Below are 17,953 nucleotides of genomic sequence, written 5' to 3' on the forward strand. Positions count from 1 at the left end.
GTATAATATATACTTAGTATACATTATACATAAATATTGTATAATGATAATAAAGTCGTCACTTTATTCGTAAGCCCGTATTCAAATAACGCATATAAACACGCAGCACCTCCCGGTACTATAAAGGTACTCTGGTAATTCTAGAAATGGTTCCTATACGCGTATGCTACATACTGAGTTTGGTGATCTTCAACTTGCCATCCCTCGAGATCGTAATGGAGAATTTAAACAACAAACCGTATCGCCGTTCAAACGATACAATACACTAGAAGCGTTCGTGATTCATATGTTTCAAAAAGGCGTGACAAACGCTGAAATTGCTGATCTCATCGAGCGGATGTATGGTCACCATTACACACCACAAACGATTTCGAACCTCACAAAGGTGATGTCTGAACAAGTTGAGGCGTTTCAAGTTCGTCCCCTTTCTGCACGGTATGCGTGTGTTTATTTAGATGCGACCTATATTGCTTTAAAACGAGAAACAGTCGCAAAAGAGGCTGTTTTTATTGCCGTTGGAATCCGTGAAGATGGCTCAAAAGATGTACTAGGATATACCATTGCACCGACTGAATCAGCGAGCGTATGGAAAGAGGTTCTTCCAGACATTCAAGACCGTGGTGCGGAAGAAATCTTATTATTTGTATCAGATGGTTAAAAGGTATCGCAGATGCCATTCTCTCCATTTATCCAGATGCAAAATACCAAACGTGTTGTGTCCACCTACAACGAAATATTTCTCATAAAGTACGAATTTCTGATCGCCAAAAAATCTGTGACGATTTCAAAAAGGTTTACCGTGCAGATAACTTGGAAAATGCACAGAAAGCGCTCCAAGATTTCATTGAAAAGTGGAAAACACTCTATCCCAAAGTCACAAAACCGTTAGCTGCCAATCCTTATATACTCACGTTCTATAGCTTTCCAAAATCCATTTGGCGTAGTATTTACTCCACCAACTTGATTGAATCATTCAATAAACAAATCAAGAAATATAGCAAGCGTAAGGAGGAATTCCCCAACGAAGAATCGTTAGAACGCGTTCTAGTTTCACAGTTTGAAGAATATAATCAACGGTTCGCCACCAGGTACCATATAGGTTTTGACAAAGCTCGAGCAGAACTTGAAAATCTGTTCAAAACGAAAGAATAAAAGAGCGTCTACAAGAAAAGGAAAAACTTATTTACACAAAATTATTGACGGTACCTAATTTTTCAAAAAGGAGAGTTTATGAATAAGATTATTGTTTTTGTATTAACGATATTTATATTATTCTCAGGATTCGCAACACAAAGTTATGCGTTGTCAGATTCGAAATCTGCGGCAATTCAAGCGTTGCTAGATGATGCCCGTCGTATATCAGGTGTGCCGGGAATGTCAATCTCAATACTTGCTGATGATGAAGTGTTCTACTTTTCTTCAGGGTATGCAGACCGTGAAAAGGGGTTGTCTGCAAGTGAAAATACACTCTATGAGTTAGCCTCGGTCAGTAAAGCTTTTACCGGTATGGGTATTATGCTGTTGGAAGAGCAAGGGCTGCTCTCAATGACTGACCCTGTCCAAAAATATTTACCTTGGTTTACGTTAAAGTATCAAGGGAAACCTGTTGATATGCAAAGCCTTACACTAAATAACTTTCTTCACCATACCAGTGGCCTAACAAATATTAGGCATACTCAAAATATTCCTCAAGGCAATACACCGGATATGTTGCAAAAGACTGTGGAAATGCTCGTGGATGCTGAATTGGCGTTCCCTCCCGGTGAACAGTATAACTATGGAACTGTTAATTATGACGTATTGGGTTTGGTTATTGAGATTGTGTCGCGACAAAGCTATGAAGACTTTATGAGGGAACAGGTATTTCAGCCATTAGGTCTTCACCAGACGTATGTTTATAAAGAAGATGCTCAAGCCACTGGACAGTTAGCGCAGGGCTACCGTTCTTCCTTTTTTATGACAACTCCATTTAAAGCTCCGGATTATGCTGGGAATAAACCCGCAGGCTACATCATTTCTAATACAAAAGATATGGCGCGTTGGATGGGCATACAGATGGGTATCGTGCAAGACATACCCGAAATATTTCACACGGTTATCGAAAAATCACATAAGGGTGATATGTCTGTTTCGGCTGTCAACGATATGTATTATGCGGCAGGTTGGTCGGTAAACGCCGACCAAACGATTATAGAACACACTGGGGGCAATCCAAATTTCAGAACCAAAGTAGCCATACTACTAAATGAACGAACAGCTGTCTGCTTGCTGAGCAACGGTGCAAATACCAATATAAACCTGGTACTAAAAGTTAAAGATATATTAGACGGCAATCTAACTCAGTCATATGAAATAAGCGGCACACAGCTTTTGGATATCACTTTGTCGTCTATCACAATTATTCTTTGCCTATTGGCCGTTTTGTTATTTCTTTTAGGATTACGCAGAAGGAAAACGAATGAGCGGCAGCCAATGACAAAAAAGAGAATAATCGTAACAATTATTTTCCTGATCGCTACGATTGCCCTGGGTATACTGTGCTGTGCTTTAGATTGGTCAACGATACTTATTTGGCGAACATATAGTGTTCTTACAGCTTTGATTTCGTCAGCATTATTAACAGCCAGCATTACATGGTTTGTATACACTCACCGATAAAATACCTTGCTCCCAAGATAAGCATAATGTTAAGTAATTAAATTTCAATTTATCGGTATGCTTAATTTGAAAAACATAAGACACTTCGGTGTCTTTTTTAATATCATCGACAATTTTCCCAGCCAAACCTAATTACTATTACTTCCACTAACTTGTTCGTTCGGAATAAGGATTTTTAAACAACTATATTATTTTTTAAATGACTTTATTGTAAATTAAACAACTTTATTATTTCTGCACACTCGTAAAAAGGCACGAACATTGATTTAACAACATTCGTGCCTTTTTGGTGTGTTTCCAAACTTCCATTTGGGAACGTTATTTCAATAAGTTATGTATTAATTATACAGAGATATAGTAGCTAATCTTCTTGCTTTTTATACCAAGAAAATAGCATTGCAAGTAAACCTACTCCAAATAAAATATTCCCCAAAGATAGAAAGCTTGATGAATATGTATACTTTTGAAATTCATAGAAATTAGTATCGGCAGTTCCGCCTACCATTTTAAGGAAGATGTGGATCTACGTCAAGATTGTAGACACACTCAAGTTAATTTTTTGTGTTGCGCAACGTCCATTTTTGGAGTGTTCCACATCTCGAGTAGACCGTCAAGTGAAAAGAGCCTTTGACCGCCTACTCGGGATGTAGAGCGGAAAATGCATGGAGGTTGCGCCCGAAAATGTGGAGGGGTAGATTTCTTAACTGGACCAAGATGGCATTTAGCTATCTTGGTCCAGTTGTTGTTAAAATATTATTCATCAACTTTATCTGCATTTATTTCTTCTGGATTCTCTGTACTTTGAATTATAGTTAGTTCAACGTGATTGCAAATTCCGAGTTCGGCGCGCCAGCAAATACAACCGTTCCGCTTTTCGGCAGTTTTATTTTGTTATTGCCGCTCACAACGGTAAAGTTGACGCATACTCCCTTCTCATCATACACAGCGAACGAACTCTTTGATGGCAACGCCACGGTCATCGTTTTCCCTGCTACCTCTTGCGGGATCGTAAACCATTTCGCATGCCCATTTGCTTGCAGCGTAAATTTGGATGATTGGCTTACATCCAGCGGTTTTACGTTGGATTCACTTACGTATAAAGATCCGGACATCTCCATATATTCATCGCCGCCTTCTGTAAAGAAACGGGCTTCCGACGTATCACGGCCACCCATCACAGGTATTTGGAGCTGATGCATCGCCGTGTTAGGGCCTGTAATTTTTCTGCTTTCCCAATAGCCCTCCATGCCTTCCTTGCTATTAATTTGTTGGGTAGGCATCATTAAATATTGCATAGAACTAAATTTCTCGTTCACAAGATAGAACTTGACGCCTTCCCGCTTTGCCCATGCGGCAGTGGTTTCCTTCGATAGCACATTGTCTTCTAGTTTCTCGGCTACATATTGAGTAATCACTACTTGCCCTAAGCCTGGCATCGATATAAATGTGCTCTCCTTCAAATATGTTCGTCTATTCTTCTCTGTGACGAAATTGAACTTGGAGGTACCTTCCGCATTAATAAAGCTTCCATTCGCAGTATATACATATTTTTCTTCTGGATTAGATGGTAAGATCAATTCTCCATTCCTCGTAATATCTATTTTGAATTGACTGAAACTATTGCCATAAAAACCCGCTTTCTTCGCTACGTCTTGAGGCATCTTGGCCTTGACCGGTTTGTCAAAGGATTTGTTCGGCTTGATATCCTTAATTGTGCCCTTCTCTTTAAGCGCAGTGAGCAGTAATTCAGTCGCCATCAGTTGATTTGTAGTGCTGCTACCGCCGGATGACAACACAGCCACTGCCATCTTCTGTTCAGGAAGTACGACCAGTGAAGCATGTTGCAGTCCAGTATCGCCGCCTTTAGCCAAGCCCTTTATCCCATATTCACTGAATGGATATAGTTTCACACTATCCCAGCCAAGACCATAGTTGACAATATTATCACCATCCCCTGGCCACATTCCTTTTTTATATTCCTCATGCTCCATCGCCTTGACTGCCTTATCAGAGAGAATTCCTTTATCCTGTCCCATAAATATTTGTGAGAATCGTACCATATCTTCTGCTGTGGAAGAGATCCCTCCCGTACCAATTACATTCACCGATTCAGTAGGAAGCTGCCCTTGGAACGTTGGAAAATAAAGTCCAGCTCGCTTATCGTCTTCCCATTTGTCCTGTGGCGTTTTCGTATGATTTAGCTTTAAGGGTTTTGTAAACCGTTGATGTATAAATTCGGTAAAGCTCATACCGCTGACTCTTTCCACCATAATCTCGGCAAGTGTAAAGCCGTCGTTGCAGTATACCGAGAACGCGCCAGGATTCGCCTTCAATTGCTGGCTGGACAATTGCTGCAACAAGTTATCATGGGCATAGGTATCATTATCATTAAATAAAAATGAATTACTAAGCGTACTACCTTGCAAGCCGGAGGAGTGGTTCAACAGCATACGTGGCGTAATGCTTTTGTAACGCTCGTCTTTCATCTTGAAATCAGGAACATAGTGGACAACAGGAGTATCCAAATCGACTTTTCCTTCGTCGACCAATTTCATCACAGCCGCCGTTGCATACATTTTACTGACTGAACCAATCCCGTATAGGGTATCTTTGGTCAGCGGCTGTTTCCCTTTCATATCGTTCTTGCCTGTCTGACCCGACAAAATTAGTTTACCATTATCAATTAGCGCATACTGCACGCTAGTCGTTTCATAGGATTCCGTGAGTAAAGTAGCCTTCTCTGCCGCAATCTTTTTTAGTTCTTGACTAGCTACTTCTTGGCTAGCTACAACCGTAGCCTGACTGCTAGAAAGCGCCATAGCCCCTGTTGGTAGGCTCATCGTTAACGCTAATGTAGCGGCTAACACCGCAGATAGTTTATTTTTCATAAAAGAATCGCCTCCTTGATTTCTAGATATACACTTCCTAAAACATGCCCCTACAAATAAAATTTTTTTGTCTACTTTAACACCTTGATCCCCCTTCTCCAAGAAGTATTTTCCATAAATAGAATATCAAAGTTTTATTTACTCGTAAATACAGTGATAGACTGATAGCATATCGGGCTTAAGACTTATGGTTGATTATGACTAAGTAAATTAAAAAGACCAGCTCGGCTAAATTAGCTTTGCTGGTCATCTCCTATTATGCAGCTACAACATTTGCAACTTGCGCAAGTTTAGCTGTTTTTATTTTATTAGATCCTGCTTTGGCTGCTTCAGCACCAGTAAATGTACCGGTTTTAACTCGCCATAGCTTACCGTCTGGCTCGAAATACGCAACCCAACCAAAACGATGCCCTCTAGCAACCAGAAAAGTACTTCCTGTTCCTGTTCGCTGTCACCAAATATCTTACCTGTTGGATTTTAAACCATAAACAATTCATCTTTGATTTTGTTAATGCGAACCTATAAAAGGACATAAACCAATTCTTAGCTGTAGTGTGAGACGACACTACGGCTTTTTTATTGTATAGGTAACCTCAATTTGCACAAATTAATGTTGAGTGTATCGCACGCACTTATTAGGTTGTGGCGTTGGTTGACCGCCACATCCTCCCTCATTTGTTACTAGGGGTCACTTTCAACTCAGTGACCCTTTTATAGTTTCTTTCCTCAATGTGTGTAGTAAATATTTGAATGACAAACTTAAAGATATCAATTTTAGTTAGTGTATAATTTTAATAGTTCATGTATTGCTAAACTATTATTATCGTCCAAATTTATAAAATATGGTAATTGCCACTTTTGTGTTGCTATCGCTTGTTTGCTAGTGGGAGTATCCCATTTAGGATATACTCTGATTGCCATTTTCCCCTTTGTACTAGAGGTTCTAAGGATGTTTTGTTGTAAAAGAATCTCTTTTGGAAAAACGAACTGGCCAAATTCACCATTATCATTAAAAGTATTTATTACCAATAAATCAGTGGCATTATCAAATGAGAATGCCTGGTTTTTATTAGTTTCATTCTTTTCCCAAAAGGAAACAAACTGCCCTATCTTAGTAGGTGTTATTTTTGCGACTCTAAATCTAACCGATTTAGAATTTAACTGAAATATCCCAGCTCCATAATCTGAATTTTGAGTTTCTTCTCGGATGTTTTTTATAGTTAAATTATTAGGTTCATAAAGTAATTCATTTACATATGCTAACGTCTTATTAAATTTGTTCATAGTTTTACTCCTTATCTTATTCTAAGATATACCATTATATCATCTGCGGAATTGTCACCGTAATTGTTCATTAAAAAGCTCTATTATAAATCGACCAACATAGTAAAATGCGATGCTTTTATTCAAGCACCGCACTCATGAATTGATTAAAAAATTATTTTGCTTCCATTACTGCAAAGTAATTGTTTTCATTATCCGCAAAGTTAAACACCCTACCTGAAGGCATATTTACGATTTCTCCGACAATAACGTTTTTGTTTAATAAGTCATTATATAATTTATCGATATCTTCCGAGAAGAACATCAATGAAGGTGTACCAAGATTCATTTCAGGTTGCATTTTAGCAATTAATTCCTTATTGTGGAGAATAATACTTGTCTCAGAATCTTTAGTTGGAGCAATTTCGATCCATTTCATTCCTTGGCCGTTATCTTCCTCTGAAATTACACTAAATCCTACTTTTTCTGTCCAAAACTCTTTTGCTTCATTTTGGTTATTAACATACAACATGATTTGACCGACTTTATTAATCATTGCTTTTTACACTCCCATAAAATGTCTGATTTTCTTACCTAAAAAACTTTTCTATTACTACAGCGACTGCACATGCTCATTCAAACGGTCCCAAGTTTCTGTGATGCCCTGTAGCATGCCCATATCCATAACAGTCTTAAGAGCCTCTTCAGATACATATTCAGCACGGTTTATCAGCTTAGTCTTTCCTCCCAAATCAACGAATTCCAATGTAATCTCGGTCGACGGCATGGAGTCATCCGAATTACCTTCAGCATCCGAAAAATAATCTATATAGCTGATTCTCTCAGGCTCAATTATCTCCTTATAAACCCCTTTTCCCCACGCTTCCATTCCAAAAAAGTCACCTAAATTTTCATCGACGCACTTCATACAGTAGTGCCAAACGCCTCCCGGACGGAAATCAACTGTGCACACTGGAATTTCCCATCCTCTCGGTCCCCACCAACGTTTCAGATGTTCTGGCTCTTTAAACATCTCGAATAATAAATCTCGTGGGGCATCGAAAACGCGCTCCAGTATAAGTACACGATCGTTTTCTACTCTTGATACCATTGAATTGTTTGACATTGTAATTCCTCCTTGATGATGAAATGGTTTTATGATTTTTCTTTTTTCTGCAATTCCTTCAAATATTCATCTAAATTATCGAATCTTTCTTGCATTACACTCTGGAAGGACTGTACCCAAGAATCCAGCGCTTGGAATGGCTCGGGCCGTAGCTTGTAGATTCGACGGTTAGCTTCAGCCTGCACTTCCACGATCCCGTTGTCGCTAAGTACTTTTAAATGCTTTGAAGTTTGAGGCTGCCTCAATCCCAGTTGGTCGGCAATCTCACCCACAGTTAGAGGACCCTGGCGCAGGAGTTCGACGATATTCAAACGATTTGGTTCAGACAAAGCGCTCAACATCGTTATGTTTACTCCTGGAACTTTCCCTGACATGTCACTCACCTCGTAAAATGATGGTCGCCGGTAAATTATCATCTACCTCAGCACAGGTTTTATGATCCTGTTAGTCACAAATATAACTCAATCGGAATATTCCCGTCAAGGAATATTGAAATGTATCTTTATCATTTGAACCAAAGTATTGTTTCTCACTCTAAGTTGTACTTAAAAGCTTCATACGCTTGTCTATTTCTAACATTACTATATACGAAGTAAAAAAATTGATGACTTATGCTCTACGCTTTTTAAAAGCTGCAGTACCATTTTCTTTAAGCATTTTAAAAACTGTTTTCCAAACACTATAATTAAGCTTTGGAAAAGATATGTATAGAAACGTTATCCCTTATTTTCCCCCACCTATGAATTATTATGACATCCTCATTTTCAAATAATTCTGAGCTGTATCTTATAGCTTAATATTACGATCAGCCGTGATTTTCAACTACTTCTTATAATTTCATTCAAATAAAGAGATGAATGCTATAATCCATATACCTATCACAAGTATTAAAAACCACCAGCCCGTAAACTTTACGAACTTTTTTAAAAATGGTTTCTCAGTAAATTTATCTGAAAAGGAACTCATTTTTAAGAAATCTTCAGGAAACTTCAACAACATGTAAGAAAAACTGCCGAAAATTAAAGTAACCAATATTGCCATAATAAACATTGTACCTACTCCTAAACTTTAAGTTTTTACGTCACTTAATAATTATATTATTTAGCAACTAGATTGCACATTAGAAAATTCAAGAGCTAGTCTACAATTACGTTCTAGAATCGACATATACAGATGATACATTGTTCAGTAAAATTAATATCCTTCTTACAGTATCTCTCCACGTTTTTGGCATCTTCGTAAAAATCGTATACATTGCCGCAATTTACACAAAACAATTCAAGAATCAACATAAGAAACTCCAATAAAGTTCGTATGAATCTGACATTAGGAGCAAATGCTGTAGGTATGTTCTAAAGTCTAAAACAGCAACTTCTCTTACTGCTTCAAATAAATACACAATGGCAGCATTAGCTCAGAACATCACAAAGAAAAAAAACTCCATCACCTTCTATAGGAGGAAAAAAATGAATATAAAATTACGGCTTAAAATAATGATTTTTCTACAGTTTTTTATTTGGGGATCTTGGCTTGTTACATTTGGCTCTTATATGATCAATACGTTGAATTTTACTGGCGCGCAAGTTGGAATCGTGTATAGTTCTAACGGTCTTGCAGCCATTATTATGCCAAGTTTAATCGGTATTATTGCAGATCGGTGGGTAAAAGCAAATGTGTTATACGGAATATTACATTTCCTCGGTGCCATTACCTTATTTACCGCTGCTGAAATTTCAGATCCTACAATGATGTTCTGGGTAATGCTCTTTAACTCAATCGTTTATATGCCAACACTTGCATTATCGAATACAATTTCTTATTATTACTTGGAAAATAAAGGATTTGATGTTGTAAAGGACTTCCCACCTATTCGTGTCTATGGGACAATTGGTTTTATTCTTGCGATGTGGATTATTAGTCTTGCCAAAATTGAATTAAGTAATATTCAGCTATTTATAGCTAGCGGCTCTTCGTTGCTACTTGCACTATATACAATTTCTCTTCCTGCCTGCCCACCTTCTAATGCAATTAAGGACAAGTCGTTGGTAAGCCTTTTGGGACTAGACGCTTTTGTTCTTTTTAAAGATAAAAAAATGGCGTTGTTTTTAATTTTTGCAATGCTATTAGGTGTTGCGCTTCAAATTACTAATACATTTGGTGATCCATTTTTACACGACTTTGCCTTGAACCCTGATTATAAAAATAGCTTTGCGGTAAAATATCCAGCTATTTTATTATCAGTGTCACAAATTTCAGAGGTATTCTTTATTCTGACCATTCCATTTTTCTTAGGTAAGTATGGCATTAAAAAAGTAATACTGATCAGTATGGTGGGATGGACATTACGTTTTGTTTTCTTTGGGTATGGGAGCCCTGTTGGCGGAGGATTTTTCCTATTATTATTATCAATGATTGTTTACGGCTGCGCCTTTGATTTCTTTAATATTTCGGGAGCCATTTTTATGGAAAAAGAAGTCGACCACCGCATTCGTGGTAGTGCTCAAGGATTATTTAGTACAATGGTCAATGGCATAGGCGCCTATTTAGGAGCTGTTATTAGTGGAAAAGTAGTTGATTATTTTACAGTTGATGGAGTCAGGAATTGGCAATATATTTGGTTGTTCTTTGGAGCGTATACCCTCGTTTTGGCAATCATTTTTGCAATAATTTTTAAATATAATCATGACAGCAGTGCAATGAAAAACACTGTGAAACAGTGATTTAAAAGGAAATTCAGAAAGAGCCTTACCTTTGGTGATGGCTCTTTTACTGTACTTTTAAAGTTTGTCCTCATGAATGGTTAGGTTAGATGGATTGACGTTTTCTCCACTCTTCAAGAGACATCTCATTAAAACTCTCAACATCATCTAGTCTCAGCGGTGTAATTAATTCTAATGAATTACCATCTGGATCTGAAAAGTAAATTGCAGCATGTGCATGTGGAATATTTGACAGTACTAAAGGTTGATGTTCGGAAGCAAGGCCAAATTCAGTTCGAACTTCAATGCCAATTGAAGACAACCACTCTTTTACATGATCAAGATCTTCTTCTTCAATTTTAAACGCCAAATGTCGGATCGATGGATGGTAGTTTACATGAACACTATCATTTTCCCATAAACCTAACCAGCTTTCTCCTTTAACGATCCAAAAGAAAGCAACTTTTCCTTTTTTATAGGCTAGTTCCAACCCTAATTTTTTATAAAATACAATTGAGTTTTCTAAATTACTAACTAGTAAATGTGCTTCGTATAAACCTTTTATCATGTCAATATTCTCCTATTTCATCACTATTTATGAAATAGTATATTAAAGCACAAACCATTTACATCAACCTTTTGTCTGAAACATTAATAATTTCCATTAATTTAATTTCATCCTAGCTCCTTCTCAAAATCGGTATAGCAATTTACTAGATTGTTTCTTAGTAACCAAATTAAATACCAGCTGTAGATGTATCAATTGCGACAACAACTATAGCTTTTGCCCTTTGAAAATATCAACGGTCCATCAATTAGCACACACTAGTGTAACTTTTTCTCCATTCATATTTCCCTCTAATAAATGAATAGACACTCAGTATGTTTTTCTATTATCATAAAGTACAACTACTACTTTTTGTAGATAAAAAATGAATATCAGAGAAATTTTAGCGCATTTCAGAAACCAAGGGGGTTTTTTTTAATGGGGAGAGTCCAACAACTTGCACCAAATTTTTATTGTATTGATACACATGATTTAAATCGTGAACAGCGTACAAGCTCTTATTTGCTTATCGATGAAAAAATTACATTAATCGAGACTTCTGCTAGTCCTTCTATGCCATATATAATAGAAGGTTTAGATGAATTACATATTGATCTAGAGGATATTCAATATGTAATTGTTACACATATCCATTTAGACCATGCTGGCGGTGCAGGCTTGTTTTTACAAAGCTGTCCAAATGCCAAATTCGTTGTACATCCACGAGGTGTATCTCATATGGTGGATCCTAGTCGTCTAATTGCCAGTGCAAAGAGTGTTTACGGGGCGGAGTTCGATCGTCTTTTTGATCCGATTGTCCCTATCGATGCTGACCGCATTATAGAGATTGGACATGAGGAAGTACTATCTTTAGGTCAACATCAGCTAACGTTTTATCATACAGAAGGTCATGCAAAGCATCATGTTTCAATGCTTTATTCTGCTACGAATGGATTGTTTGTTGGAGATACAACTGGTGTACGTTATCCAGAAATGGAGAGCGAATCAATTGATTTAATTATTCCCTCCACTTCACCGAATCAGTATGACCCAGATACAATGGAGCAATCTATCCAACTTTATGAAAAGTTAAATGCTACAGAATTGTATTTCGGCCATTTCGGTGCTTATAAAAATCCAACTGAAGCTTACAGACAAGTACGCTACTGGACACCATTATTTCTAGCTGAAGGGAAAAAAGCGTTATTGGTATCTAGTGATTTTAAAGAACAAGTACAATTTTTAGATACCCGCTTAAAGGCTCTTTTGTACAACTATTTACAGGAAAATGGCATCGCAGAAAATCATCCGGTTTATCAAACAATCCCATTCGATACTATTGTTTCGTCAATGGGGATTCTGGATTACTTAGAGAAAAAGAATTCCCAAAATTAAAGCAAACTTAACTGGAGAGGAGTAATCCTCTCTGTTTCTTTTATGTTCTTTTTTCTTCAACTGTTACGATATGTTTGATTTCAGCAGGCAAGCAAGCGAGTTCTGATTTAAAGAACTCTGGGAATAGAAAGGCATCCTGAAGATTCGAAATAGGTAACCATTCTAACCTTTCTTCAATGCCATCACTGGTGTAGCTTTCACACTCTACTTCGACTTCATTTGATTTCATTAAATAAAAGAATGCTATTTCATGAAATTGGGTTTCTCCATATGTACCACTTTGAACAGGAAAAAAATTTTCATGAATTTACACTAAACGATCAACTTCAAAATGCACTTTGGTTTCTTCAAAGCATTCGCGGATAATGGCTTCTTCTAACGTTTCCTGTAATTTCACTCTTCCCCCAACGGAGTAGTAATAAGAGTCGCGATTATTTTTAACCATCAGCACTTTATCATCTCGGAGAATGATTGCACCCACCCTCATATTGAACACACCATCTTTAGTTGGGAATGTGATATCATGTTTTTCTTTATCCATCAGAATCTCCTACCTTTCAAAAGTTAAATCTATCACGTTATATCGCTACCTTTTCTCGATATTGCATACATGAACAGACTCCAAACGAAATGGTCAATATAGAATTGCTGGATGCTTACAGTCATAACCGTATTTATTTGCAGTCACCATAAGAACAAGACTAAATTGATTTGTTGCGAAGTGAAATGTTAAATCGAATGAAAGAAAGAGCAAAGGCTATAGGAATTCTATTAATCTAATAACGAGAAAAACCGCACAAGTTTTGGTGGCAAGACGTTTCTGTCGTATCATTCAAAGTTAATTCCTTCTACACAAGGTAGAGTATTAAACAAGTTAAAGCGTTTCCTCCTAGACATGATATCCATACTGTACAAGTAACAAGATTTGAACATTATCGGTACTTATATCAGCAACATCGGTATAGTAGCATTAGCATTGGAACTAAACTGGCCAATACAAAATAAAAACTAACGAAAACAACATAAAAATAATAATTTTATTGACATATATATTAAACGTCATAATCATCCTATCAATACATATTTTTGTAATATACAGGAATTAAGAGGTGATAAAATGATATTAAAAAACAAATATATTAGGTTTTTTATCTTTTCGCATATAGCAATTATAGCAATTGCTATATACAATATTTCATTTCTTAATAGAATCTTGGTGGATATTTTAGTAGCTTTTCTATTTTCCATAATTTCTGATTTTGCTTTTCAAAATAAAAAATTTCGAGACTATTCATTATTACAGAAAATTTCCCTCTTTGTAATGGCTGTGGGAATATTTATAACAGTTTTCATATCTGTTTCTATTTAAACTTGATTTGCTTACCACGAGATATAAAGATTCAAAACTAGAGCAAGCTACCCTCTCCCCATGATAAATAAGCATAGACTACTTCAATTAAAAAGCTTTGTATTATAGGGCCAGACGAATACGAATACAGATGTAGCCACTTTTAAATCTTAAAGGAATTGTTTTAATCAAAATCGAATATAGAAAATATAGGAAACTAAATAAAATAAGAGGTGAGATAAATGAACGATACGTTTTATAGTAAACACTTTCAGCTAGACCGAATTGGTAAAGGTATATATGCAGCAATAGCTAAAGATGGTGGTGGAGCTGTAGGAAATGCCGGTTTTGTGGATCTAGGCGATAAAATTATTATTTTTGATACATTTAACACTCAACAAGCATCTGAAGACTTAAAGTTCGTTGCTGAAAAAATAACAAACCGACCTGTTACATGGATTATTAACAGCCATTGGCATGGCGAACCAATTAAAGAGAGGGCGTAGTATTTTGTCCTCTCTTAGTCTTATATATGAGCCAAGACAGATTGAAAAGCCTGCTCCTCCCTATCAAAAAAGGATTACAGATAAAACAAATTTAACCATTTACTCGAATTGTTGATTTTGTGGAATTTGTGCATTAGGACATCGTTTTTTTAACTCTAAAATAAACTTCATTTTATCTTTTGGTAAAATTTTCATACTACCATGAGCTGCTGTTTCGTAAAATATTTCCAGTCCCTTTTCAGATGATGAAATTTGATAACCAGTATACTTATCTGTCGTTGGAGAAACCTTTGTTATACTTTGATACGGAATCTTACTTTTGAATGGACCACCTTTAACTAAGAGATACTTTTCACAGAAAACAAACTTGATAGAATTTGTGTACCACCAAATAAAAACTAGTGAAACAATAAAGGCCGTTGACATAATAATAACCGTTAATAAAGATGTGATGATCGGAAGAAGTGATATAGCGCCAAATATCCAAATCAATAAAAAAATCATTATTGCTAAATTAATATTTGTTTTTGCATGATAAACCATAAGAGTTATCCCACCATTCTTATTAATTTTCTCTAAAATTCACTTACTATTATTAAATCAATAGGCAGTGGTTTCGCAAGTATAAGAACATTCTTTTAAGTGCTTTTTAATAATGGTGTTTTGATAAAAATCGAACTTTAATAATAACTTTTAGCCGATTTTGAAATAGAAAGCAAACGTCCAAGCAGTAATCGCCGACCCTAGAATAAGGGCGTGGAGAATCATATGCTCCAGGTTGGGACGCGGATTATTTTTTATACGAGGGAGTATGGTAATGGTGTTCGAAAAAATCCTTTCGTATACTTGCTGCCATGTCTCGTTATTCGGCATTTTATAAACCATCACACCTGTCAAATAAGGAATCCACCAGCTAAAAATTGCCCCAATCAAAACAAGGGTCCATACAAATCCACTAATGCCGATCCATACGGATTCGTGGGTTAAAGAAAGCAAGATAGGGATCATCATAATTATGCCGTTCACCAACGCCTCATTGCGGCGCTCTTTGACTGAGTAATGACGTACTCCGTTAAAAGGATAAAAATCAATCCATGTTGTAAGTTGATGATAAAGCAACGTTGCAACTTGCAATAGCAATAAATAAAAAAACATGATTGTTCCTCCTGTCATTGTTACTCATACTTTTGTTCGAATCCATTGATCAATGCAGTGAGACCTACTTCGAACCATTGATTATAGTATTCCGCTGGCGCTGTGGGACGATCAGGCCAATTACCTACCTCCGCAAGTGCATGACCAATAACAAAGACGGCGATCGACTGGATGATGAAAAGAACTTCTTCGGGACTTGCCTTTGTCTTTTCCATTACAGCAATTAATGGGACAGCCAATTTAGCGCCCGTCTTTTCAGAAACGGAGTGAATGGCCACTAATGGAACCACCCCCGGATGAGCTTTCAATATGTTTCTGAAATTAGTTGCAAAAGCATGGAACGTCTGCGTCCATGGCAGCACAGTTGCTTCGTCAACAACAGCTTTTATACTCACAGCATCGATAACCTGTTGTATAAGTGCTTCTTTATTTGGTACATGATGATAAAGGGATGCCGCCTCTACATTGATCCCATTTTCTTCCTTTTCAAACTTAGATAGCAAGTCATTGCTCTTTTAACCTCTCTAAAGCTGATTGAAAATCCTGGCTCTTCCCTACCTGACGGAAATCTTTAAAAGGGTTGCTCACATTTTTCATTCGCTCCAGTACAGCGGGAATAGTAAAGAGATCTGGTGTTAAATGCTCATTGACCTCTTCCCAATGTAATGGGGTTGCCACTAAGCCCTTTTCGTTGCCACGAGTTGAATATGGAGCAATAATCGTCTTGCCTTCTGCATGCTGCACATAATCTAAATATAATTTTTGATGTCTATTCTTCTTTAAACGCTCGATCGTATACAATTCCGGTTTTTGCTCACATAAAAAACGACAGACAAATTCAGTAAATACTCGCACCTCTTCATAAGTAAAGGCATTTTCAGGTAACGGTATATATAGCTGTATTCCCTTACCTCCCGACGTTTTAACAAAAGATTGCAGCTTAAAATAATCGATAATTCCCTTTAAATCCAGGGCTCCAGTAACAGCAAGTGAAAATTGCTCAACGGAAGGAGGATCTAGATCGAAAACAATCTCAGTCGGACGCTCTGATTGTAACGTTTGGAATGGAATATGCAGCTCTAGTGCAAGCTGATTGCCTAGCCACAATAATGCTTCAAGATTGTTACATACTAGGTAATGAATATCGTCCATCCATCCTGTTGCAACAAATTCAGGTATTTTCTCAGGACTACTTTTTTGATAAAAGCTTTCACCCGGGACTCCATGAGGAAATCGAATTAGCGTAAGTGGTCGATCTCGTAAAAAAGGTAGCAAATACGGAGAAATCATTTGCAAATAGTGCAAATAACCATCCTTCGTAATACCGATTTCAGACCAAACAGGCTTATCAGGATGCGTAATCTGAACAGTATTTGGAATAGGAAAAAGTTGACGTTGCATATGCTGCCAATGACAATCCTCTGGCAACATCTCCAGTCGAAATGCATGGAAACGCGGTTCTCGACATTTACTCCCATCGAAATCAATACAGGCGATATCAAGACAAATGGATGGCTCCAGCTCCCATGTTTCATTATTCCTCTGTCCATTTGTTTGAAAAAAAGCAATGAGCGTTTTCCGTTCTTCCTCTGACATTCCATGTTTAAATATAACTACTTCAACTAGCTCTCCCTGTTGATAAATACTACCATGAAAATAACCATTACCATGATCATATTTCGTCACTATTACCGTAACATATCTCCAATTTTTTATTTTTAACCAATGTGTCGAGCGTGTATCTCCTATCCATTTACTCGTTATCTTCTTTGCAACCATTCCCTCTCCATTGTAAACTTTTATAGCCTGCCAAAGAGGCTCACTATGCTCCACACAGTTAATCACTTGCAAAGGACATTGATCCTCATAATTGACAGTCGCCGGGAGCTTTAAATTTGTAAAAAGCTTAGAAAGTTGCTGTTTGCGTGTTTTTAAATATTTATTTGTCAGCGACTCCCCTTTATAGCTCAGTAAATCAAACGCAATATAATGACAAGGAAAATCTTTTGCATGAGTAGCAATAACTTCTTTGTTTTGCATCCGCCCTCTTTTTTGAACAAGTGAAAAATCACTTTTAAAGTTATTCGTTAAACAAACTAATTCACCATCCAACGTTAATGGTAAAAACTTTTTAATTTTATTAAATATGCTGTTACAAAAATCAAGTATCTCCGGAAACAGGTGAGTTAAGTTATTGCCATTTCTGCTTATTAACAATGGCTGTTCGTCCCAAACTAACATACATCTAAATCCATCATATTTTGTTTCGTACAACCACTCCTCACCTATAGGCGTCTCGAGCACTTCTGTTAATAGCATTGGTTTCATTTTAAATACCTACTTTGCTTTTTACCTTCAGTTTTTGATG

At 36.9% G+C, this 17,953-nt stretch carries 16 protein-coding genes and 1 pseudogene; 5 read left to right on the forward strand and 12 right to left on the reverse strand.

Annotated features, from left to right (window positions below; translation table 11 throughout):
• Positions 1-130 precede the first annotated feature (130 nt).
• Together ACMZ42_RS25120 and ACMZ42_RS25125 are read left to right on the forward strand one after the other, a co-directional pair.
• Positions 131-1,152 (forward strand): annotated as a pseudogene (locus ACMZ42_RS25120) (IS256 family transposase); the annotation flags it as partial.
• A gap of 78 nt (positions 1,153-1,230) precedes the next feature.
• Positions 1,231-2,658, forward strand: a complete 1,428-nt coding sequence (locus tag ACMZ42_RS25125; protein ID WP_415733159.1) for a serine hydrolase domain-containing protein — start codon at positions 1,231-1,233, stop codon at positions 2,656-2,658.
• 812 nt (positions 2,659-3,470) lie between these two features.
• On the opposite strand, the gene ACMZ42_RS25130 is transcribed toward ACMZ42_RS25125, so the two are convergent.
• The 5 genes from ACMZ42_RS25130 to ACMZ42_RS25150 all read right to left on the reverse strand — a co-directional run bounded on the left by ACMZ42_RS25130 (position 3,471) and on the right by ACMZ42_RS25150 (position 8,309).
• Positions 3,471-5,546 carry a serine hydrolase domain-containing protein gene (locus tag ACMZ42_RS25130; protein WP_415733160.1) on the reverse strand — a complete coding sequence of 692 codons (2,076 nt, stop codon included), beginning with the start codon at positions 5,544-5,546 and terminating at the stop codon, positions 3,471-3,473.
• A gap of 774 nt (positions 5,547-6,320) precedes the next feature.
• Positions 6,321-6,830 carry a MepB family protein gene (locus ACMZ42_RS25135; RefSeq protein ID WP_415733161.1) on the reverse strand — a complete coding sequence of 170 codons (510 nt, stop codon included), beginning with the start codon at positions 6,828-6,830 and terminating at the stop codon, positions 6,321-6,323.
• Between the two features lie 154 nt (positions 6,831-6,984).
• Positions 6,985-7,365, reverse strand: coding sequence for a VOC family protein (locus ACMZ42_RS25140; protein ID WP_415733162.1), 381 nt, complete (start codon positions 7,363-7,365; stop codon positions 6,985-6,987).
• Positions 7,366-7,422: 57 nt separating this feature from the next.
• Positions 7,423-7,935, reverse strand: a complete 513-nt coding sequence (locus tag ACMZ42_RS25145) for an SRPBCC domain-containing protein (RefSeq protein WP_370080141.1) — start codon at positions 7,933-7,935, stop codon at positions 7,423-7,425.
• A 29-nt stretch (positions 7,936-7,964) separates the two neighbouring features.
• A complete protein-coding gene (locus tag ACMZ42_RS25150; protein WP_370080143.1) occupies positions 7,965-8,309 on the reverse strand; it encodes an ArsR/SmtB family transcription factor in 345 nt (114 codons plus the stop codon).
• Positions 8,310-9,401: 1,092 nt separating this feature from the next.
• On the opposite strand from ACMZ42_RS25150, the gene ACMZ42_RS25155 reads away from it, so the two are divergent.
• Positions 9,402-10,655, forward strand: a complete 1,254-nt coding sequence (locus ACMZ42_RS25155) for a nucleoside permease (protein WP_415733163.1) — start codon at positions 9,402-9,404, stop codon at positions 10,653-10,655.
• Between the two features lie 85 nt (positions 10,656-10,740).
• Here the strand turns inward: ACMZ42_RS25155 and ACMZ42_RS25160 are convergent, their stop codons facing one another.
• Complete coding sequence (locus tag ACMZ42_RS25160; protein WP_370080147.1) at positions 10,741-11,202, reverse strand: VOC family protein; 462 nt, start codon at positions 11,200-11,202, stop codon at positions 10,741-10,743.
• 417 nt (positions 11,203-11,619) lie between these two features.
• Between ACMZ42_RS25160 and ACMZ42_RS25165 the strand changes: the two genes are divergently transcribed.
• Positions 11,620-12,576 (forward strand): MBL fold metallo-hydrolase, encoded by a 957-nt coding sequence (locus ACMZ42_RS25165; RefSeq protein WP_415733164.1) that lies wholly within the window; start codon positions 11,620-11,622, stop codon positions 12,574-12,576.
• Between the two features lie 40 nt (positions 12,577-12,616).
• Here ACMZ42_RS25165 and ACMZ42_RS25170 read toward each other — a convergent pair whose 3' ends face one another.
• A complete protein-coding gene (locus ACMZ42_RS25170; RefSeq protein WP_415733165.1) occupies positions 12,617-12,805 on the reverse strand; it encodes a hypothetical protein in 189 nt (62 codons plus the stop codon).
• A gap of 78 nt (positions 12,806-12,883) precedes the next feature.
• A complete protein-coding gene (locus ACMZ42_RS25175) occupies positions 12,884-13,117 on the reverse strand; it encodes an NUDIX domain-containing protein (RefSeq protein WP_415733166.1) in 234 nt (77 codons plus the stop codon).
• A gap of 1,049 nt (positions 13,118-14,166) precedes the next feature.
• Between ACMZ42_RS25175 and ACMZ42_RS25180 the strand changes: the two genes are divergently transcribed.
• On the forward strand, positions 14,167-14,430 hold the full coding sequence (locus ACMZ42_RS25180) for an MBL fold metallo-hydrolase (RefSeq protein WP_415733167.1): 264 nt from the start codon (positions 14,167-14,169) through the stop codon (positions 14,428-14,430).
• Positions 14,431-14,529: 99 nt separating this feature from the next.
• On the opposite strand, the gene ACMZ42_RS25185 is transcribed toward ACMZ42_RS25180, so the two are convergent.
• From ACMZ42_RS25185 to ACMZ42_RS25200, 4 genes are all read right to left on the reverse strand, one after another.
• Positions 14,530-14,973, reverse strand: a complete 444-nt coding sequence (locus ACMZ42_RS25185; protein ID WP_415733168.1) for a PH domain-containing protein — start codon at positions 14,971-14,973, stop codon at positions 14,530-14,532.
• 150 nt (positions 14,974-15,123) lie between these two features.
• Complete coding sequence (locus tag ACMZ42_RS25190) at positions 15,124-15,585, reverse strand: hypothetical protein (RefSeq protein WP_415733169.1); 462 nt, start codon at positions 15,583-15,585, stop codon at positions 15,124-15,126.
• 20 nt (positions 15,586-15,605) lie between these two features.
• Positions 15,606-16,088, reverse strand: a complete 483-nt coding sequence (locus tag ACMZ42_RS25195) for a hypothetical protein (protein ID WP_415733170.1) — start codon at positions 16,086-16,088, stop codon at positions 15,606-15,608.
• 1 nt (position 16,089) lies between these two features.
• Positions 16,090-17,913 (reverse strand): DNA ligase D, encoded by a 1,824-nt coding sequence (locus ACMZ42_RS25200; RefSeq protein ID WP_415733171.1) that lies wholly within the window; start codon positions 17,911-17,913, stop codon positions 16,090-16,092.
• Positions 17,914-17,953 lie beyond the last annotated feature (40 nt).

The sequence above is a fragment of the Lysinibacillus sp. NPDC056185 genome (assembly GCF_047737915.1).
In the GTDB taxonomy this organism is placed as follows: Bacteria; Bacillota; Bacilli; order Bacillales_A; family Planococcaceae; genus Lysinibacillus.